This window comes from Achromobacter sp. GD03932, assembly GCF_029839485.1.
Classification (GTDB): Bacteria; Pseudomonadota; Gammaproteobacteria; order Burkholderiales; family Burkholderiaceae_B; genus Achromobacter; species Achromobacter bronchisepticus_A.
On record NZ_JAOCAT010000005.1, the window covers coordinates 148,413 to 168,692 of the forward strand.

At 66.8% G+C, this 20,280-nt stretch carries 19 protein-coding genes; 8 read left to right on the plus strand and 11 right to left on the minus strand.

What is annotated here, in order from left to right:
• Positions 1–41 precede the first annotated feature (41 nt).
• A complete protein-coding gene (locus N5C88_RS06800) occupies positions 42–2,426 on the plus strand; it encodes a DNA translocase FtsK (protein WP_118931698.1) in 2,385 nt (794 codons plus the stop codon).
• The gene (gene lolA, locus N5C88_RS06805) at positions 2,426–3,049 is read left to right on the plus strand and encodes an outer membrane lipoprotein chaperone LolA (protein WP_059373806.1); all 624 of its coding nucleotides are present in this window, start codon (positions 2,426–2,428) and stop codon (positions 3,047–3,049) included. The genes N5C88_RS06800 and lolA overlap by 1 nt, the downstream gene beginning before the upstream one ends.
• Before the next feature lie 46 nt (positions 3,050–3,095).
• Here the strand turns inward: lolA and N5C88_RS06810 are convergent, their stop codons facing one another.
• The 9 genes from N5C88_RS06810 to N5C88_RS06850 form a co-directional block, all read right to left on the minus strand.
• Positions 3,096–3,509: a RidA family protein gene (locus N5C88_RS06810; protein WP_118931699.1), complete on the minus strand. Its 414-nt coding sequence runs from the start codon at positions 3,507–3,509 to the stop codon at positions 3,096–3,098.
• Between the two features lie 53 nt (positions 3,510–3,562).
• Positions 3,563–5,017 carry a D-aminoacylase gene (locus N5C88_RS06815; RefSeq protein WP_280015010.1) on the minus strand — a complete coding sequence of 485 codons (1,455 nt, stop codon included), beginning with the start codon at positions 5,015–5,017 and terminating at the stop codon, positions 3,563–3,565.
• Positions 5,018–5,030: 13 nt separating this feature from the next.
• A complete protein-coding gene (locus N5C88_RS06820) occupies positions 5,031–5,903 on the minus strand; it encodes a MurR/RpiR family transcriptional regulator (protein ID WP_054450103.1) in 873 nt (290 codons plus the stop codon).
• 36 nt (positions 5,904–5,939) lie between these two features.
• Positions 5,940–6,941: an ABC transporter ATP-binding protein gene (locus N5C88_RS06825; RefSeq protein ID WP_280015011.1), complete on the minus strand. Its 1,002-nt coding sequence runs from the start codon at positions 6,939–6,941 to the stop codon at positions 5,940–5,942.
• The gene (locus tag N5C88_RS06830) at positions 6,938–7,945 is read right to left on the minus strand and encodes an ABC transporter ATP-binding protein (protein ID WP_280015012.1); all 1,008 of its coding nucleotides are present in this window, start codon (positions 7,943–7,945) and stop codon (positions 6,938–6,940) included. Before N5C88_RS06830 ends, N5C88_RS06825 begins: the two co-directional genes overlap by 4 nt.
• A 2-nt stretch (positions 7,946–7,947) precedes the next feature.
• Positions 7,948–8,817, minus strand: coding sequence for an ABC transporter permease (locus N5C88_RS06835; RefSeq protein ID WP_059373811.1), 870 nt, complete (start codon positions 8,815–8,817; stop codon positions 7,948–7,950).
• A 120-nt stretch (positions 8,818–8,937) separates the two neighbouring features.
• Entirely contained in the window at positions 8,938–9,879 is a 942-nt protein-coding gene (locus tag N5C88_RS06840) for an ABC transporter permease (protein WP_059373812.1), read from the minus strand.
• A 140-nt stretch (positions 9,880–10,019) separates the two neighbouring features.
• Positions 10,020–11,576, minus strand: a complete 1,557-nt coding sequence (locus tag N5C88_RS06845) for an ABC transporter substrate-binding protein (RefSeq protein ID WP_059373813.1) — start codon at positions 11,574–11,576, stop codon at positions 10,020–10,022.
• A 118-nt stretch (positions 11,577–11,694) separates the two neighbouring features.
• Positions 11,695–12,966, minus strand: a complete 1,272-nt coding sequence (locus N5C88_RS06850; RefSeq protein ID WP_280015013.1) for an amino acid deaminase — start codon at positions 12,964–12,966, stop codon at positions 11,695–11,697.
• Positions 12,967–13,118: 152 nt separating this feature from the next.
• On the opposite strand from N5C88_RS06850, the gene N5C88_RS06855 reads away from it, so the two are divergent.
• The 4 genes from N5C88_RS06855 (at position 13,119) to N5C88_RS06870 (ending at position 17,212) form a co-directional block, all read left to right on the plus strand.
• Positions 13,119–13,910, plus strand: coding sequence for a deaminated glutathione amidase (locus tag N5C88_RS06855; protein WP_082400636.1), 792 nt, complete (start codon positions 13,119–13,121; stop codon positions 13,908–13,910).
• A gap of 79 nt (positions 13,911–13,989) precedes the next feature.
• Entirely contained in the window at positions 13,990–15,330 is a 1,341-nt protein-coding gene (locus tag N5C88_RS06860) for a replication-associated recombination protein A (RefSeq protein ID WP_054450116.1), read from the plus strand.
• A 42-nt stretch (positions 15,331–15,372) separates the two neighbouring features.
• A complete protein-coding gene (gene serS, locus N5C88_RS06865; protein WP_054450118.1) occupies positions 15,373–16,731 on the plus strand; it encodes a serine--tRNA ligase in 1,359 nt (452 codons plus the stop codon).
• 232 nt (positions 16,732–16,963) lie between these two features.
• Positions 16,964–17,212: a hypothetical protein gene (locus N5C88_RS06870; protein WP_082400638.1), complete on the plus strand. Its 249-nt coding sequence runs from the start codon at positions 16,964–16,966 to the stop codon at positions 17,210–17,212.
• A gap of 256 nt (positions 17,213–17,468) precedes the next feature.
• Here the strand turns inward: N5C88_RS06870 and N5C88_RS06875 are convergent, their stop codons facing one another.
• Together N5C88_RS06875 and N5C88_RS06880 are read right to left on the minus strand one after the other, a co-directional pair.
• Complete coding sequence (locus tag N5C88_RS06875) at positions 17,469–17,807, minus strand: virulence factor (protein WP_280015014.1); 339 nt, start codon at positions 17,805–17,807, stop codon at positions 17,469–17,471.
• A gap of 306 nt (positions 17,808–18,113) precedes the next feature.
• Positions 18,114–18,626 carry a hypothetical protein gene (locus tag N5C88_RS06880; RefSeq protein ID WP_059373817.1) on the minus strand — a complete coding sequence of 171 codons (513 nt, stop codon included), beginning with the start codon at positions 18,624–18,626 and terminating at the stop codon, positions 18,114–18,116.
• A gap of 191 nt (positions 18,627–18,817) precedes the next feature.
• Between N5C88_RS06880 and N5C88_RS06885 the strand changes: the two genes are divergently transcribed.
• Both N5C88_RS06885 and N5C88_RS06890 read left to right on the plus strand, forming a co-directional pair.
• Positions 18,818–19,015 (plus strand): hypothetical protein, encoded by a 198-nt coding sequence (locus tag N5C88_RS06885; protein WP_013391913.1) that lies wholly within the window; start codon positions 18,818–18,820, stop codon positions 19,013–19,015.
• Positions 19,016–19,082: 67 nt separating this feature from the next.
• Entirely contained in the window at positions 19,083–20,279 is a 1,197-nt protein-coding gene (locus tag N5C88_RS06890) for an amidohydrolase family protein (protein ID WP_280015015.1), read from the plus strand.
• Position 20,280: the final 1 nt, after the last annotated feature.

A 20,280-nucleotide genomic window follows, 5' to 3' on the forward strand; every position in this document is an offset into this window, starting at 1 on the left:
GGCGGGTATCTTTAGGTTAACGCCCAATTATAATGAGCCGCATGCCGCGTATCTCGACTGCTTCTCCGCGCGCCTCGCGCAACACCCGTAACGGGCCTTCCCCCCTGCAGACGCGCTTGTCCGCGTTGCTGCGCGAAGCCCGCTGGATCCTCTTCGCCGCCCTGGCGGCCTGGCTGACGCTGGTGCTGGCCACCTGGAACGCGGCCGACCCCGGCTGGTCGCATTCCGTCCCCGCCGGCGCCATCCACAACAAGGGCGGGACCCTGGGCGCCTATCTGGCGGACATCCTGCTCTATCTGTTCGGCTTTTCCGCCTGGTGGTGGGTGATCCTGCTGCTGCACCGGGTGCGCGCGGGCTACCGCCGCCTGGCCAGCCATCTTCGCGTTACCAATAGTAAGCAGCCGGAAGTGTTGCCCCGTGTCCACTGGGAAGAGGGCATCGGTTTCTTCCTGTTGCTGGTGGGGTCGCTGGGCATGGAAGCCCTGCGCCTGGCCAGCCGCGGCACGCATCTGCCCGGCGCCTCCGAGAACACCAGCGGCGCGGGCGGCGTGATCGGCCAGACGCTGGCCGACCTGATCGGCCGCAGTATCGGCTTCACCGGCAGCACGCTGGCTTTCCTGGTCATGCTGGCCATCGGCCTGAGCCTGTTCTTCTCGTTTTCCTGGCTGTCCATCGCCGAACGCGTGGGCTCGTGGCTGGAAGGCCTGGTGCGCCGCGTGCGCGATTCCTACGCCGCCCGCGAAGACCGCAAGGTCGGCGAGGTCGCCAAGGCCGTGCGCACCGAACAGGTCGTGGCCAAGCAGGAAAAGCTGGTCCACGAGCAGCCGGTGCGGATCGAACCCGCGATTACCGTGGTACCCAAGTCCGAACGGGTCGAAAAGGAAAAGCAGCAATCGCTGTTCTTCGCGCCCTCGGGCGGCGCCGAAGGCGACCTGCCGGCGATCAGCCTGCTGGATCCGCCCCTGACCAACCAGGAAACGGTGTCGGCCGAAACCATCGAATTCACCTCGCGCCTGATCGAAAAGAAGCTGGCCGACTTCGGCGTGTCGGTCACCGTGGTGGCGGCGCAGGCCGGCCCGGTCATTACGCGCTACGAGATCGAGCCCGCCACGGGCGTGAAGGGCAGCCAGATCGTCAACCTGGCCAAGGACCTGGCGCGCGCGCTCAGCCTGGTCAGCATCCGGGTGGTGGAAACCATTCCGGGCAAGAACCTGATGGGCCTGGAATTGCCCAACCCGCGCCGCCAGATGGTGCGCCTGTCCGAGATCCTGGGCTCGCAAACCTATCACGCCAGCCATTCCGTCGTGACGATGGCGCTGGGCAAGGACATCGCCGGCAACCCGGTGGTGGCCGACCTGGCCAAGATGCCCCACCTGCTGGTGGCGGGCACCACCGGTTCGGGCAAGTCCGTGGGGATCAACGCCATGATCCTGTCGCTGCTGTACAAGGCGGACGCGTCCCACACCCGGCTGATCCTGATCGATCCGAAGATGCTCGAAATGAGCGTCTACGAAGGCATTCCGCACCTGCTGGCGCCGGTGGTCACGGACATGCGCCAGGCCTCCAACGCGCTGAACTGGTGCGTGGGCGAAATGGAAAAACGCTACCGCCTGATGAGCAAGATGGGCGTGCGCAACCTGGCGGGCTACAACACCAAGATCCGCGACGCCATCAAGCGCGAGGAACCCATTCCGAATCCGTTCTCGCTGACCCCGGACGCGCCGGAGCCGCTGTCGCCGCTGCCCACCATCGTGGTGGTCATCGACGAACTTGCCGACCTGATGATGGTGGTGGGCAAGAAGATCGAAGAGCTGATCGCCCGCCTGGCGCAGAAGGCGCGCGCCGCCGGCATCCACCTCATCCTGGCCACGCAGCGTCCCAGCGTGGACGTCATCACCGGCCTGATCAAGGCCAACATCCCGACGCGCATCGCCTTCCAGGTGTCGTCCAAGATCGACTCGCGCACCATTTTGGATCAGATGGGCGCCGAAACCCTGCTGGGCCAGGGCGACATGCTTTACATGCCGCCAGGCACCGGCCTGCCGGTGCGTGTGCACGGCGCGTTCTGCAGTGATGACGAAGTGCATCGCGTGGTGGAAAGCCTCAAGGCGCAGGGCGAACCCAACTACATCGAAGGCCTGCTGGAAGGCGGCCTGGATGGGGACGCGGGCGAAGGCGCCAGCAGCGTCACCGGCATCGGCGGCGACGCCGAATCCGACCCGATGTACGACCAGGCTTGCGAGGTGGTGCTCAAGCACCGCCGCGCGTCCATCTCGCTGGTGCAGCGCCACCTGCGCATTGGTTACAACCGTGCGGCCCGGTTACTGGAGCAGATGGAGCAATCGGGTATGGTGTCGGCGATGCAGTCCAATGGCAACCGCGAGATCCTTGTTCCCGCGGCCGCTGCCGCCCGAGAGGAAGCTTGATGAAGATGTTCCGTCGACTGGCCGCCGTGGCGGCCCTGAGCCTGGCGCCCGCCATGGTGTTCGCCGCCAGCGCGCAGGAGCAGCTGCGCGCTTTCGTGGCTACCGTGACCGCGGCCACGGGCTCGTTTTCGCAATACACGGTGAACAACCAGGGCCGCACGCAGCCCGCCCAGACCGGCGTGTTCTCGTTCCAGCGTCCCGGCAAGTTCAAGTGGGCGGTGCAGAAGCCTTATGAACAGCTGGTGGTGTCGGACGGCCGCCAGGTGTTCCAGTTCGATCCGGACCTGGCCCAGGTGACCGAGCGCAAGGTCGATGCCGCCATCGGCACCTCGCCCGCCGCCATCCTGTTCGGCTCGGGTTCGCTGGAGCAGTCGTTCGACGTTTCGGCCCTGCCGTCCAAGGACGGGATCGATTGGCTGCGCGCCAAGCCGCGCACCGCCGATGCGGGTTTCTCGCGCGTGGACATCGGCATGAAGGACAATCTGCCGGTGCGCGTGGAGCTGCTGGATTCGTTCGGGCAAACCACCCGCGTGGACCTGTCCGGCATTGCCGCCAACCCGCAGCTGCCGGCCAAGGAATTCCAGTTCGTCGCGCCGAAGGGTGTGGATGTAGTGAAGATGTGATGGAAAAAGCCTGGCAACGCCAGGCTTTTTCTTATGTGGCGTCCGCTTAAGGACGTTTGTACGCGATGCAGTCGACCTCGACTTTTGCGTCCACCACCAACGACGACTGCACGCAGGCCCGGGCCGGCGGATTCTCGCCGAAGTATTCCTTGAACACCTTGTTGAACGACGCGAAATCGCGCGCGTCGTCCAGCCATACGCCGCAACGCACGACGTGTTCGGGGCCGTAGCCGGCTTCCTTCAGGATGGCGAGCACCTGCTGGATGGCCTTGTGCGACTGGGTCACGATGCCGCCTTCGACGACTTCGCCGTTGTCCATCGGCACCTGGCCGGACACGTGCAGCCAGCCATCGGCCGCGACCGCGCGGGCGAAGGGCATGTGCGAGCCGCCCTGGCCCGTACCGCCGGCGACGCCGTAGCGGGTGATGCCGTTGCTGTCGGCGGTGGGAGCATTGCTCATGGTTCTCTCCTTGAAATGAATGGCCGGTTTTGCGCCGGGTTTTCGCCCGTTGCTTACTGGAAGTTCTTGCGCAGGTCGCCGCTGCGCGGCAGCCAGCGGCCGGCGCGGTCGCCGGTGGCCTCGCCCTGGCGGTAGGACAGGGCGCCATTGACCCAGACCGCCTCGATGCCGGCGGCGGTCTGCACCGGCGCGGCGAAGGTGGCGCGGTCGATGACCGTGGCCGGATCGAACAGCACCAGGTCCGCGTGGTAGCCCTCGCGCACCAGGCCGCGCTCGGCCAGGCCGAAGCGGGCGGCGGACAGGCCCGTCATCTTGTGCACGGCCTCGGTCAGCGGGAACAGCCCCACATCGCGGCTGTAGTGGCCCAGCACGCGCGGGAACGCGCCCCAGAGCCGCGGGTGCGGCATGGGGTCGTTGGGCAGGCCGTCGGAACCCACCATGGTGAGCCGGTGCGACAGCACGCGGCGCACGTCGTCTTCATGCATGTTGTGGTACACGGCGCCGGCTGGCTGCAGGCGCGCGGCCGCTTCCAGCAAAGTCACGCCCCAGTCGGCGGCGATGTCGGCCAGCTTGCGGCGAGCCTGCTCCGGATGCGGCACCGACCAGGTGATGTCGATGTCGAACTCGTCCGTGACCTGCTTCAGGTCCAGGGTCGACGAACTGGCGGAATAGGGATAGCAGTCGCAACCCACGTGCTGCAGGCGGCCGGCGGTTTCCAGCGCTGACAGCACTTCTTTCGTGCGGCCCCAGTTGCCGGCGCCGGCGCATTTCAGGTGCGACACCACCACCGGCACGCGGGCATGCTGGCCGATGTCGAAGGCTTCCTGCATGGCCTCCAGGATGGCGGCGAACTCGGAGCGCAGGTGGGTGGTGTAGAGCGCGCCGAATTCATCCAGCGCCTCGGCCAGCAGCTTGACCTCTTCGGTGTCCGCGTCGAAGGCGGAGGCATAGGCCAGGCCGGTGCTCAGGCCGATGGCGCCATGGGCCAGCGCGTCGCGCAGCTGCTCGCGCATGGCCAGCACTTCCTCGCGCGTGGCGGCGCGGTCCAGTCGGTCCATGTGGTTGCTGCGCAGCGCGGTATGGCCGACCAGCGCTGCCACGTTCACGGCGGGCCGCGCGGCTTCGATGGCGCGGGTGTAGTCCGCGAAGGTGGGGTAGCTGAAGTCGGCGCGGGCGCCCAGCAGGTTCATCGGGTCCGGCGGTTCGCCGCGCAGGGCCACGGGCGAGGCGCTGATGCCGCAATTGCCCACCACCACGGTGGTCACGCCCTGGGAAAGCTTGGGCAGCATGTCTGGCGTGCGGATGACGTTGGTGTCGTCATGGGTGTGCACGTCGATGAAACCCGGGGCCAGCGCCAGGCGGGTGCCATCGATGATCTGGCGCGCCGCCGCGCCCGGCAGGTCGCCGATGGCGGCGATGCGGCCGTCGGCCAGCGCCACGTTGGCGCGGTAGGCGGGTTCGCCGGTGCCGTCCAGGACCAGCACATTGCCTATGAGGGTGTCGTACATCTTGTGTTCCAGTTCAATCGCCCAGCGGCAGGCGGTTCGGGCCGCCGCGGTGTTCGTCCAGCGCCAGCTTGATGCGGCGCAGGCGCTCCCGGTTTTCTTCCTGGTTCAGCATGGCCAGTTCGGTCGAGAGCAGGTCTATGGCCAGCATCATCGCGTAGCGCGATGCCGAGGGCTTGTAGATGAAGTCGGTTTCGTCGGTGCGGATGGGCAGCACCACGTCGGCCAGTTCGGCCAGGGCGGAGGTCGCGTCGGTGATGGCGACGATGCGCGCCTGGTACTGCTTGACGATGCGGGCCGCGCCCACGATTTCCGGTGTGAGGCCCGAGGCCGACAGGATCAGCACCGCGTCGCGCTCGTCCAGGGTGGCCGCGACCATGCGCAGCAGCACCGCGTCGCTGTACACGGCGATGGGGTAGCCCAGGCGCACCAGGCGCGACTGCACTTCCTGCGCCAGCACGGCCGACGCGCCGCCCATGCCGAAGACGTAGATCATGCGCGCGCCGTCGACGATGCCGGCGGCCGCTTCGAACAGCTGCTCGGTGAAGTTGGGCAGGTGGGCGCGCAGCGTGCTTTCGATGTCGGCGTAGATGCGGGCGTAGAAGGTGCTTTCCTCGGTCGGCGCGCTGGGATCGAGGAAGCGGCTGCCCACCGTGCTGGCCTGGGCCAGCTTGAGCTTCAGGTCGCGGGTGTCGTCGCAGCCGACCGTGCGCGCGAAGCGCGAGATGGTGGCGATGCTGACGCCGGCCTTGGCCGCCAGCTGGTCGACGGTGGCGCTGGCGCCCCAGATGATGTCGTCCAGGATGGCGTCGGCGACCTTGCGTTCGGTCACGCTTAGCGAGTCCCGCCGACTGCGTATCTGGAAGACGATGTCGCGGATGATGTTCATGTGGGCTTCCTGGGTCTGTTCTGGACTGGGCGGCGATCAGGCGGCCAGCTCGGCGTCGCCGATGCGCGAACACGCCACATAGTGGCCCGGGCCGACGTTGGCGGCCTGCGCCTCGGTGGTCGCGCAGCTTTCGATGGCGTAGGGGCAGCGGGTGCGGAACACGCAGCCGGAAGGCGGATTGACCGGGCTGGGGATGTCGCCCTTCAACAGGATACGCGAGCGCGGCGCGCGCGGGTCCGGCACCGGCGCGGCGGACAGCAGCGCGCGGGTATAGGGATGGCGGGGGCGCGCATAGACCTCGCTGGTCGGGCCGCGCTCCATGACGCGGCCCAGGTACATCACCACGACCTCGTCGCACAGGTAGTCCACCACCGCCAGGTCGTGGGCCACGAACAGCATGGTCAGGCCCAGGTCGCGCTGCAAGTCCTGCAGCAGGTTCAGCACCTGCGCCTGCACCGACACGTCCAGCGCGGACACCGGCTCGTCGGCCACGATGAAATCGGGCTCGACCGCCAGCGCGCGGGCGATGCCGATGCGCTGGCGCTGGCCGCCGGAGAACTCGTGCGGATAGCGGCGGCTGTGGTCGGCGTTCAGGCCCACGCGTTCCAGCAGCTCGCCGATGCGGGCTATGCGGCGGTTCTGGGCGAGCTGGTGGGTGTCCAGCGCCTCGCCCAGGATCTCGGCCACCGTCATGCGGGGGTTGAGGCTGGCGTAGGGGTCCTGGAACACGATCTGCATGCGGCGGCGCCAGGGCAGCATCTGCTTTTCGGACAGCGTGGTGATGTCCTGGCCGTCGAACAGGATGCGGCCGGCGGTGGGCGCGAACAGCCGCAGCAGGGCGCGGCCGGTGGTGGTCTTGCCGGAGCCGGATTCACCGACCAGGCCGACGATGGTGTTGCGCGGCACGTCGAAGCTGACGCCGTCCACGGCCTTCACCATCGGGGCGTTGCGCGCCTGCGAAGTGGGGAAGTGGACCTTCAGGTCCTGGATCCGCACCAGCGGCTCTTCGGCGCGGATGGGAATGGGGCTACTCGTCATATCGGATTCACCTTGATGCAGCGCGCGCGGTGGTCGGTCTGCACCGGCAGGAGTTCGGGCACGGCGGCGCGGCAGTCGTCGGCGGCCAGGGGGCAGCGCGGCGCGAAAGTACAGCCGGCCGGCAGCGACAGCACGCTGGGCACGTTGCCCGGAATGGCGCGCAGCCGTTCGCCGGAGGCCAGCAGGGCGGCCGTGGGGATGCAGGACAGCAGGCCGCGGGTGTAGGGGTGCGTGGGCTTTTCGAACAGGTCGTAGACGCCGGCGTCCTCGACCACGCGGCCCGCGTACATGACCGCCACGCGATGCGCGATCTCGGCCACCACGCCCAGGTTGTGCGTGATGAACAGGATGCTCATGTTCATCTCGGCTTGCAACCGCCGCAACAGGTCCAGGATCTGCGCCTGCACGGTCACGTCCAGCGCGGTGGTGGGCTCGTCGGCGATCAGCACGGCGGGGTTGCAGGCCAGGGCCAGCGCGATCATCACGCGCTGGCGCATGCCGCCCGACATCTGGTGCGGGTACTCGTTGATGCGCCGCTCGGCCGCCGGGATCTCCACGCGCTCCAGCATTTCACGGGCGCGCCGCATGGCCGCGTCGTGGGAGCCGCCCTCGTGCTGCAGCACGGCTTCGGCGATCTGGTCGCCCACCGTGTACAGCGGATTCAGGCTGGTCATGGGCTCCTGGAAGATCATGGCGATTTCGGCGCCGCGGATCTTGCGCAGGGTGGCGGGCGCGGCCTGGGCCAGGTCGTGCTGGACGCCTTGGCGGTCGCGGAACAGGATCTTGCCGGCCTCGATGCGGCCCGCCGGCTTGGGCAGCAGGCCCATGATGGACAGGCTGGTCACGGACTTGCCGGAGCCGGACTCGCCGACGATGGCCAGCGTTTCGCCGCGGGCCAGATCGAAGGTCACGCCGTCCACGGATTTGGCGATGCCGTCGCGGCTGTGGAACCAGGTCTTCAACCCTTCCACGGAAAGCACGGCGTCTCGGGTGCTTGCGGTCATGATTACAGCTCCTTGCGCAGGCGCGGATCGAGGACGTCGCGCAGGCCGTCGCCGACCAGTTGCAGCGACAGCACGGACAGGACGATGGCGATGCCGGGGAAGATCATGATCCAGTCGGCCGAGCCCATGTACTGCTGGCCGGCGTTGATCATGGTGCCCCAGGTGGGGATGTCGGGCGACACGCCCACGCCCAGGAACGACAGGCCGGCTTCGGCCAGGATCGCGTAGGCGAAGATGAACGTGCCCTGCACCAGGATGGGCGACACCAGGTTGCGCAGCACGTGCACGGTGACGATGCGCCAGGTGGGCACGCCCAGCGCGCGGGCGGCTTCGACGAAGGGCAGTTCGCGGATCACCAGGGTCGAGGCGCGCACGATGCGCGCCAGGCGCGGCGTGTAGACGATGCCCAGCGCGATCACCACGTTGACCAGCGACGGGCCCAGCGCGGCCACCAGCGAGATCGCCAGCAGGATGTCGGGAAAGGCCATCATGGCGTCGATCAAGCGCGACACGAACTTGTCCGCCGTGCGGAAGAAGCCCGCGATCAGACCCAGCGCGATGCCCAGGATGCTGGACACGATCACCACGGAAAAGCCCACCATCAGCGACAGGCGGCCGCCGTGGATGACGCGGCTGAACACGTCGCGGCCGAAGTCATCGGTGCCGAACCAGTGCGCGGCGCCCGGCGCCTTCAGCCGGTTCATGATGGACAGCTTGAACGGATCGTAGGGGCTGATCCAGGGCGCCAGCAGCGCGGCCAGGACCAGCACGACGATCACGATCAGGCTGATCAGCACGGTCTTGCGCGACACCAGCAGGCGCAGGACCTGCCAGCGGTCGGTTCCGGAATTCACGGTAGTCCCGGTTGTCATTTCAATTGCTCCACTTGCGGTGCATCGAATCGGGGCCGCGCGGAGCCGGCTTTGCCGGGCCGCAGGCGGCGCCCCCTTGAGGGGGAAGCGCCACAGGCGCTTCGGGGGTGGGCTTAATCATCAATAACGAACCCGGGGGTCGACCAGCAGGTACAGCAGATCGATGATGAGATTGATCAGGACATAGATGGCCGCGATGATCAGCAGCGCGCCCTGGATGACGGGGTAGTCGCGGCGCAGCACGGCCGACACCACCAGGCTGCCCACGCCGGGCAGGCCGAACACGGTTTCGGTCACGACCGCGCCGCTGATCAGCAGCGCGGTGGTCAGGCCCAGCACCGTCAGGATGGGGATCAGCGCATTGCGCACGGCGTGCTTCAGGATCACCTTGCTTTCCGGCAGGCCCTTGGCGCGCGCGGTGCGCACATAGTCGTCGCGCAGCACGTCCAGCATGCTGGCGCGGATGAAGCGCGTGATCAGCGCCGAGTTCACCAGGCCCAGCACCACGGCGGGCAGGATCAGGTGCGACAGGCGGGTCATGAGGGAGGCGTCGGGGCCGCCATAGCCGGCCACGGGCAGCCATCCCAGCTTGACCGAGAACACCTGCATCAGCAGCAGCCCCAGCCAGAAGCTGGGCACGCTGGAGGTGAACATCGAGAACGACAGCACCGACTGGTCCAGCGTGGTGCCGCGCTTGACCGCGGACAGGATCCCCACCGGTAGCGCGATGGCGCTGGCGATCAGCAGCGACATGAGCGTCAGCAGGATGGTGGGTTCGGCGCGGTCGGCCAAGGCCGACAGCACCGGCTTGTTCATGAAGATGGATTGGCCGAGGTCGCCCTGGGCCAGCTTGCCCAGCCACGACACATACTGCACGGCCATCGGCTGGTCCAGCCCGAGCTGGGTGCGCAGGGCGGCGATGTCCTGCTGGCTGGCCTGCGGACCCAGCATCACGGCGGCGGGGTCGCCCGGCGTGACGCGGATGATCACGAAGACGATGGTCGCGACGATGAACATCACGGCCACCAGCCCGACCAGCCGGTTTAAGAGATAACGCAACACGATGGATGTCCTAAAAAAGCGTCGTATCGTGGGGAGAGGCGGCGCGCTTGTTGGAAGGGCGCGCTCTGCGGGTCATGCGTTGATGCGTGGAACGCGGCAGGAGGTCTTGTGTGGCGCCTTTGTCCTGCCGCGCTACGCCATTACTTGGACTTCCAGGCGTTCCAGAAGTAGGGCCACGGCACGGCCTTGGTGCCTTGCAGCGACGGCGAGCGGGCGGCCTGGGCGTTGAAGTCGCCGACCTTGATGAAGGGCACTTCGTCGTAGACGGCCTGCTGCACGTCAGCCCAGCGCTTGATGCGTTCTTCCTGGTTGCCAGCCTGGTTGAAGGCGTCCAGCGCCTGGTTGCGGCGCGGGGTGTCCCACCAGCCCGGCGCGTCCTTGGACGGGAAGTCGATCAGGGCAGGCTCCGGCAGGAAGGGGCTGTGCGTAATGAAGATGTCCCACAGCGCCGGGTCCTGGCGGCGCTGCGTCAGCGTGGCCCAGTCCACCACCTGCATGTCCACGGTGAAGCCCGCGGCCTTCAGGTATTCGGCGGCCACCAGGGCCATCTTGTAGTGGAACTCGTACTGCTGGCTGGTCAGGATGCGGATCTTGCGGTCCTGCACGTTGGCGCCATCCACCAGCTTCTTGGCGCCGGCGGCGTCGCCCTTGTTGTAGACCTTGCCGCCCAGGGACGTGGCCCAGGGATAGCCCTCGGGATACAGGTCGCCGTTGAGCTTGTAGAAGTTCTTGTCGCCGAAGGCGGCGTACAGCATGTCTTCTTCGTTCAGCGCCAGCTGCACGGCCTGGCGGACGGCCAGGTTCGACATGATGCCCTGCTTGGTGTTGAGCACCAGGCGCGGCCAGCCGAAGGGCTTGAGCATGACGGGGTCGGAGCGGCCGTTCTTGAGCTTGGGCAGCGATTCCACCGGCAGCGAGTCGACGTAGTCGAACTGGCCGGCCACCGCGCTTTCGACGCGGGTGTTGGCGTTGCTGACCGGCACGAAGCGGATCTCGTCCAGGTACTGCTTGCGAGCGCCGCCGAAGCCGTCGGGCTCGCCTTCGCGCTGCTTGTAGCCTTCGAAGCGGACCAGCTGGATGTACTGGTCAGGCACGCGCGCCTTCAGCTGGTAAGGGCCGGTGCCGACGAATTCGGTCAGGGCCGGAGCGATCTTGCCCTTGGGCATGATGACGGCGGCGCTGTTGTTCATGGCCAGCAGCGCGGTCAGGGGCGCATAGGGCTGCTTGAGCGTGATGCGGATGGTGTTGGCGTCCGGCGCTTCGATGCCGGTGATGATCTTGGCGGCCATCTTGCCGCGCGTGGCGGTCTCGGTCCAGCGCTTGAGCGAGGCCAGCACGTCCGACGAGTCCATCTTGGAGCCGTCGTGGAAGGTGATGCCCTGGCGCAGCGGGATCGTGTAGGTCAGCCCGTCGGCCGAGACTTCCGGCAGCTTGTCGGCCAACAGCGGGGTCAGGTTCCACTTGCCGTCGAAGGTGTACAGCGTTTCGAAGAAGTGCTGGGTCAGGATGCCCACCAGGTCGGCCGTGCTGGTCATCGGATCCAGCGTGGGCGGCTCGCCTATGGTGGCAACCGAGATCGTGCCTCCCTTGATCGGCGTGGCACAGAGGGCGGGGGTCGACAATGCGGTCAAGCCAATTGCGCCGGCCAGCAGCAGGCTATTGAGCCCACCGCCTCGCCGGGAGGTACGGAAGTTCATGATTCTCTCTCCAGAGGGTCAAAAACGGGTTTTGCTTGTAGTAATTAGAGGTTTGCGCCGGAATCCCGCGATTCCTCCTGCCCGCCGGGTACCGGCGCGGTGCGGCGGACAGGGCCGTTCAGAAGAAGGTTTCGGCCACGTCGGTGACGCGGTATTGCTCGTCCACCAGCAGCACCTGACGCCACTTGTCGAAGGTCAGGCAGGGGTGGGAGATATCGAAGGCGATCATGTCGCCGACCTGGATGTCGTCGCCTTCGCCGATCTGCATGAAGGCGTGCTGGTCCATCATCGCGCTCAGCTTCCAGTGGGCAGGAGCCTGGCCCGGCGCGGCGTCGCGGCCGGGGCGGTACAGCGCGGCGGGCGTGGGCAGGCCGGCGTCGAAGGCGGCGTCGCGCTTGCCCATGGCGACGATGGCGCGGCCCGGTTCGGGCAGCGACTGCACGTAGGCCCAGACCTGCAAGGCCGGCTGCAGGCCGGGTTCCATCTTTTGCGCGACCGGATTGTGGGCGTTGATGCGCTCGGCGGCCGAGCGGTAGATGCCGACGTCGTGCGACAGGTAGCAGCCGGGGCGCAGCACGATTTCCAGCGGCGCGCCAATGTCCAGCTGCGAGAATTCCTCGGCCACCACGTCGAACCAGGCGGAGCCGGCGCCGGAGATCAGCGCCGGGCCGTTCTTGCGCAGGCGGCCGGCGGCGGCCAGGCCGCGCAGGGCGTCGGCGGCGCGGCGCAGGAAGGCGCGGATGGCGCTTTCTTCCTGCAGCACGCCTTCGTAGACTTCGATGCCGGCCAGGGCCAGGCCGGGCCATTTGCCGATTTCGTCGACCAGCGCCCGCAACTGGGCGTCGTCGCGCACGCCGGTGCGGCCGCCCTGGGGGCCCAGTTCGATCAGCACCGGCAGGGTCAGGCCCTGTTCGCCGAAGTAGGCGCCCAGCTGCGCCGCGTTGGCGGGGGAGTCCACGATGCAGAAAAAGGTGAAGGCCGGGTCGCGCAGCAGGCGCGCGATGATGGCCATGTTGGCGCGGCCCACCAACTGGTTGGCCATCAGTATCCGGCGTACGCCATGCTGGTAGGCGGCCCGGACCTGCGGCGCGGTCGCCAGCGTGATGCCCCAGGCGCCGCCCGCGATCTGGCGTTGGAACAGCGCCGGGCTCATGGTGGTCTTGCCGTGGGGCGCCAGCTTGACCTTGTACGCTTCCATGAAGCGCTGCATCCATTGCAGGTTGTGGCGCACGCGGGCTTCGTACAGCACCGCCACGGGCAGGCTGACGTCCTCATTGAGCAGGTTCCAGTTCAGCGCCGCCACGCCGGCGGTGGTACAGGATTCCGGAAAGGCGCCCAGGCCTTTGCCGTTCATGTCCAGGGGGGCTGCGGGGAAGGAGGAGTTCGTCATGGGGCGCCTGCTGTGGAAAATATTTACGTCAAACCTGGTTTTTTTCATTATCCTGAAAAGAATTTACAAGCGGGAGTTAGGAGTTTCCCGTAGTCGGCGCTGGCCGGCGGTTGGCGCGACAATAGGAAAAACCTCCGACACAAGGAAGCGTCATGCTGAAAGTTGCTTTGGGCCAGTTCGCCGTCAGCCGCGTCTGGGAAGAAAACGCCCAGGTCTGCATCGACCTGATGGAACGCGCCCGCGCCGGCGGCGCCGGCCTGCTGGTCTTGCCCGAAGGCATCCTGGCCCGCGACATCACCGATCCGCAGATCGTCCTGAAGGCCGCCCAGCCGCTGGACGGCCCCTTCATGAGCCGCCTGCTGGAAGCCAGCCGCGGTTCGCAACTGGCGACCATGATGTGCGTGCACGTGCCGACCGGGGAAGGGCGGGTCTGGAACACCCTGGTGACGCTGCAAGATGGCAAGATCCTGTCGCAATACCGCAAGCTGCACCTGTACGACGCCTTCAACATGAAGGAATCCACCAACGTCACGCCCGGCGTCGACATCCCGCCGCTGCTGGACATCGGCGGCCTGCGCGTGGGCCTCATGACCTGTTACGACGTGCGCTTCCCCGAACTGGCGCGGCGCCTGGCGCTGGACGGCGCGGACCTGCTGGTGCTGCCGGCCGCCTGGGTGCGCGGTCCGTTGAAGGAAATGCACTGGGAAGTGCTGGTCACGGCGCGCGCGCTGGAGAACACCTGCTATGTGGCGGCCACGGGCGAATGCGGCGAACGCAACATCGGCTGCAGCATGGTGGTGGATCCGCTGGGCGTGGTGACGGCGCGGGCGGGCGAAGCCCCGGCGCTGGTGTTCGCCGATATCGACCCCGAACGCCTGGCGCATGCCCGCAAGGTATTGCCGGTGCTGGCGAACCGGCGCTTCGCGCCGCCGGGACTGGCCTAGGGCCGTGCGGGGGAGGCAGGCCCGCGCCATGGTGTAATGCTGGCTTGAATTACTTGCTGTCTCCCCTCATCTTCTGCCAATGAGCAACGATCTCTTCGCGGCCGATCCTGCGCATCGGCCCTATGTGCCCCTGGCCGAGCGGCTGCGCCCGCGGACGCTGTCCGACGTGGTCGGGCAGTCGCATCTGCTGGGGCCGGACAAGCCCCTGCGCGTCGCCTTCGACTCGGGCCGGCCGCACTCCATGATCTTCTGGGGGCCGCCAGGCGTGGGCAAGACCACGCTGGCGCGCCTGATGGCGGACGGCTTCGACGCGCAGTTCATCGCCATCTCGGCGGTGCTGGGCGGGGTCAAGGACATCCGCGATGCCGTCACGGTGGCGCAGGTGGCGCAGGGCCAGGGACGCCGCACCATCCTCTTCGTCGACGAGGTGCACCGCTTCAACAAGGCGCAGCAGGATGCCTTCCTGCCCTATGTGGAAAGCGGGCTGTTCACCTTCATCGGCGCCACCACCGAAAACCCCTCGTTCGAGGTCAATTCGGCGTTGTTGTCGCGGGCGCGGGTGTACGTGCTGCAATCGCTTACCGCCGAGGAACTGCAGCAACTGGTCGACCGCGCCGTGCAGGCCCTGAACGACGGGCTGGAAGAGGGCGAACGCATCCATGTCGAGGCCGACGCGCGTGAACAACTGGCGGCCTGGGCCGACGGCGACGCGCGCCGCCTGATCAGCGCGGTCGAAGTGGTGGCCGAGTCGGCGCAAGCCGCCGGCCGCGACACGGTGGACGCGGCCTGGCTGGAGATCTCGCTGTCGCAGAACCTGCGCCGCTTCGACAAGGGCGGCGACGCGTTCTACGACCAGATCAGCGCCCTGCACAAGTCGGTGCGCGGCTCCAACCCCGACGCCGCGCTGTACTGGTTCTGCCGCATGATCGACGGCGGTGCCGATCCCAAGTACCTCTCGCGCCGCCTGGTGCGCATGGCGGTGGAGGACATCGGCCTGGCCGATCCCCGCGCCACGGACCTGGCCGTGAACGGCGCCGATATCTATGAACGCCTGGGTTCGCCGGAAGGCGAGCTGGCGCTGGCGCAGGCAGTGGTCTACATGGCCTGCGCGGCCAAGTCGAACGCCGTCTACAACGCCTACAACCAGGCGCGCAAGTTCGCGGCCGAGCACGGCAGCGCGCCGGTGCCGATCCATCTGCGCAACGCGCCTACCAAATTGATGAAGCAGCTGGGCCATGGCAAGGCCTACCGCTACGCGCACGACGAGCCGCACGGCTACGCCGCCGCCGAGCAATATTTCCCCGATGGACTCAATCCCTCCTTCTATCGGCCGACCGATCGCGGCCTGGAGGCTAAAATCCAGCAAAAGCTGGCATTCCTGCGCGAGCTGGACGCGCAGGAACGCGCCAAGAAACGGTAACGGGCGCCGCCCGTTGCTTCACGCAACCTCACCGATATCACCATGCTAGACCCGATACTGCTGCGCAAAGACCTGCAAACCGTCGTAGACCGCCTCAAGAGCCGTGGCGTGTCCTTCGACACGGAACGGTTCAATGAGCTGGAATCCCGCCGCAAGGCCGTCCAGACCGAAACCGAGTCCCTGCAAGCCCGCCGCAACGCGCTGGCCAAGCAGATCGGCCAGCTCAAGGCCAAGGGCGAGGACGCCAGCGCCGTCATGGCCGAATCGCAGGCCGTGCCTGTGCGCCTGAAGCAGCTGGAAGAAGAGCTGGCCGCCTTGCAGCAGCCGCTCAACGAACTGCTGATGTCGGTGCCCAACCTGCCGCACGCCAGCGTGCCGCTGGGCGAATCCGCCGACGACAACGTCGAAGTGCGCCGCTGGCTGCCGGGCGCGGCTGGCGCCGACGGCAATCCGCCGGCCCTGGCCTTCGAGGCCCGCGACCACGTCGCCATCGGCGAACCGCTGGGCCTGGATTTCGACATGGCCGCCAAGCTGTCCGGCGCCCGCTTCTCGTTCATGCGCGGCCCCATCGCCCGCCTGCACCGCGCGCTGTCGCAGTTCATGCTGGACCTGCAGACGGGCACGCACGGTTATACCGAGTGCTACACCCCCTACATCGTCAACGCCTCGACGCTGTACGGTACGGGCCAGCTGCCGAAGTTCAAGGACGACATGTTCGCCGTGTCCAAGGGCGGCGGCGACGACGATCCCAAGGTCGACGATCAGGGCAAGCCGTACGTGCGTGAAGACCAGTACCTGATCTCCACCTCGGAAATCACCTTGACCAGCGTGGCGCGCGACACCATCCAGGCTGCCGCCGACCTGCCGCTCAAGCTTACGGCGCACACGCCGTGCTTCCGCTCGGAAGCCGGCAGCGGCGGCCGCGATACCCGCGGCATGATCCGCCAACACCAGTTCGACAAGGTCGAAATGGTGCAGATCACCCAGCCGGATCAGTCCTACGAGGCGCTGGAAGACATGGTGGGCCACGCCGAGCGCGTGCTGCAGCTGCTGGGCCTGCCGTACCGCGTGGTGCTGCTGTGCACGGGCGACATGGGCTTTGGTTCGGCCAAGACCTATGACCTGGAAGTGTGGCTGCCGGCGCAGAACACCTGGCGCGAGATTTCCTCGGTGTCGAACTGCGAAACCTTCCAGGCCCGCCGCATGCAGGCGCGCTTCCGCAATGCCCAGGGCAAGCCGGAATACGTGCACACGCTCAACGGTTCCGGTCTGGCTGTGGGCCGCGCGCTGGTCGCCGTGCTGGAAAACCACCAGCAAGCCGACGGCAGCGTGCTGATTCCGGAGGCGCTGCAGCCTTACATGGGCGGCCTGACGGTGCTGAATCCGGCGCCGAAAGCCTGACGTTTTTCAGCTGTCCATCCGCCATTTGGCGGAGTAAAAGACGGAGCCTTCGGGCTCCGTTTTTTTTTATTATCTGTACATATTCCTGTCGCCTCACGCCATTAAGCTGGCCGCGCGAGTGTTTGATTATGATGTGAGCAATTGTGTATTCCAATAAAAGGGCCGGATAGTTACGGCACAATATGCCCCGTGTGCTACACGCTTCATTCACTTAAATAACAAGGAGTTGCCCATGACTTCAAGAATGATTGGAGATTTTCGTGTGAGATGCTCCGTGGCTCAGGAAGACGAGCAGGGCTACCGCGTGCAGATATGGACCCGCCGTGTTGGCGGCACCGCGCCGGAAAAATGCTGGACCGTGCCCGGACAGGCGCCGTTTTCGAGCCTGCACGAAGCCGAGCAGGAAAGCCTGCAACTGTTCCAAGGCATCAACGGCGTGCGTTTCAACGGTGAACCGGAGTTTGCCCATGCGTCCGCATAATGGTTGGTGGCGGTCGTCGAGCGAGCCCCGCCGTTGGATCGATCTCGTTCAGGAAACGCCGCGGTGGAGCGATGGCAAGGCCAGCAAAACCCCGCAGCAACCGGCCGTGCTGGCTGGCAAACCCGTGCAGGCGCCCGCAGCCTGAGGGGTATTTCACCGGGCACCGGACATTGCCCGCAGAAAAAAAGGCCACTCTTGCGAGTGGCCTTTGTCGTTTCCGGGGCAACCGGCCTGCGCTTGACGCGCGGCCCGCAGCTTAATCGTCGTGGTCGTGTCCGCGGCCCCGGCCGCGGTAATAATCGTGTCCATGTCCGCGCCCGCGGCCATAGTAGTAGCCGCGGTCATAGTAGCAGCCGCCGCCGCGGTAATACACCGGCGCCGGATAGACCACCGGCGGTGCGACGTACACCGGCGCGGGGCGGTAATAGACGGGCGGCGGGGGCGGCACGTATACCGGCTGCGGCGCGACGTAGACCGGCGCGGGGTACACGACCCCCGGTATGCCGATCGAGATGCCGACGTCCACCCGAGCCAGGGCGACGCTGGAGATCAGCAGACCAGCGGCACCAGCACCAGCGATAAGCCATTTTTTCATCTTGCACCTGCCTGCCGCGTGACGCAGCAAAGTTGAGTATTCGTTGAGCTTATTTTCGGGCTTTTTGCGCTGGCAGAAGTAAGCGGGCCGGCCTCAATCGCGACAATCCGCAACCGTCCCCGTCCAGGTGGCATGGGGCTTGCTGCCACGCAGCAGCGCAGGTCCGCTCTGACGCGGCCGCGATTGAAATGGATTGAAATCGCCTGGAATCAGGTGAAGCCGGATGGCCAGGTTACAGGCAGTCACCATCCGCCCCTGTTTCCGCGTAACGACGTTGCGCGGGCGCACCAGTTTTTGGGGGCGGGGCTAGGCGTCCTGTTCCCCGTCGACCTGTTGGCGGCGGAATTCGACCACCCAGACCCAGGGGTTCGCAGCCCAGGCATGCGAGCCGTAACGCTCGCACCAGGTCAAGGCGAAGGCGGTTTGCAGCGGCACGCCCGGCAGCAGGGCGGAGCTTTGGTACAGGGCTTGCGTGCCTTCGGCGCGGGCATCGGCTTCGGACAGCGTTTGCAGGCGCTGGACGCGCACCCCCACGATAACGGCGGTGGCGAAGGTATTGCCGGCTTCGTCGGTCAATTCGATGCTGTCGCCGGATTTTCCAAATGGACACCTGACCCAGCTGGAGGTTTTGCGCAATTCGGATGGATGATCCAGCGACGGGCCCATGGCTACCCATCTGCCGGAATCCGCAGCGTCCGCATACCAGACCGTGGTCAGTTTGGTCGGTTGCGGCTTGAGGATGCGCCGGCTCTGCACTTTACGGCCGTCCAAAACAGCTTGTTTAAGCGGCTCGCTGAATTGAAGAGACTGCCTTTTCATACGCTCGCGGTTCCTCCAACGATCAAAGCATATGCGCCAATGCGGCGACAGCCTGGTCGACGCATGCCTACTGTGCGGGCGGTTTGGGCCTGGAATCGGGAAGTATGCCGCCTCAACGCCATCATGTCAGGCATGACCTGGATTTATGTGTCTTTTTGAATACGGCGCGGGGATGTTTGTATACTCGAAACATGACTACGAACCTGCATGATCTCAAGCCGGGTTACTACTGGTACACCATGGCAAACGACCCGCTCGCCATTATTCATATCCACGAGGATGGCGGCGCCACGCTGATGGGTACGGATTACCGCATCGGCGCCGAAGGCGTGGCCGACATGGTCCGCCAGGGTGAACGCTTCTTCTGGATAGAACCGCCCCAAGCCTGAGCTTGATGGCGCGTGCCGCCTGGTCTGCGCAAGGCCGGCCGCCACGCGCGGCGCCTGGAATCCTGCCATGACCGATCTGTTTTTGAAGAATGTCCGCGCCCCGCAAGGCGGCGCGGTGGACGTGCTGGTGCTCGACGGACGTATCCAGAGCATCGGGTCCGGCCTCGCCGCCGCGCCCGGCGTGCCTGTCGAGGACGGCGCCGGCGCCTTGCTGCTGCCCGGCCTGGTCGAAGGCCATACGCACCTGGACAAGACCACCTGGGATTCGCCCTGGTACGTGAACGAAGTGGGCCCGGCGCTGACCGACCGCATCGAGAACGAACGCGTCTGGCGCGCCCGCAACGGTCATGACGCGGCCAGCCATTCGCGCGCCCTGGCGCTGGCCTTCCTGCGCGAAGGCGCGACCCGCATCCGTACGCACGTGGATATCGATACCGATGCCGGGCTGCGCCACCTGGAGGGCGTGCATGCCACGCGCCAGGAGCTGGCCGGACGTGTCGAGATCCAGACCGTGGCCTTTCCCCAGTCGGGCCTGCTGATCCGGCCCGGTACGGCCGAACTGCTGGACCAGGCGCTGGCGCAGGGCGCGGACGTGCTGGGCGGGTTGGATCCCTCGGCCATAGACCGCGATCCGGCGAGGTCGCTCGACGTGCTGTTCGGCCTGGCGGACAAGCATCACAAGCCTGTCGATATCCATCTGCACGAGCCGGGCGAATTGGGCGCCTTTACCCTGGACCTGATCCTGGACCGCGTCCAGGCGCTGGGCATGCAGGGCAAGGTCGTCATCAGCCACGCCTTCTGTCTGGGCGGCGTGGACGCCAAGCGGCTGGACGGCCTGCTGCGGCGGCTGGCTGCGCTGGATGTGGCCTTGCTGACGACGGCGCCGCCGTCGCGGCCCGTGCCGGCCGTGCGCGCCTGCCGCGAGGCGGGGGTGACGATCTTCGGTGGCAACGACGGCATCCGCGATACCTGGACTCCCTACGGCAGCCCCGACATGCTGGCGCGCGCCATGCTGATCGGCCTGCGCAACGACCTGCGGCGCGACGACGAGGTCGAATGGGCGTTCGATTGCGTGACCGCGGCGGCGGCCCGCGCCTGCGGTTTCGCGGACTATGGCCTGGCGCCGGGTTCGCGCGCGGATCTGGTGCTGGTCGACGCCAGCTGTATTGCGCAAGCCGTGGCGACGCGCGCGCCGCGCCGCCTGGTGGTGTCGGGCGGCGTGGTCGTGGCCCGCGACGGCCGCGACGCAAACGCACAGGACTGAT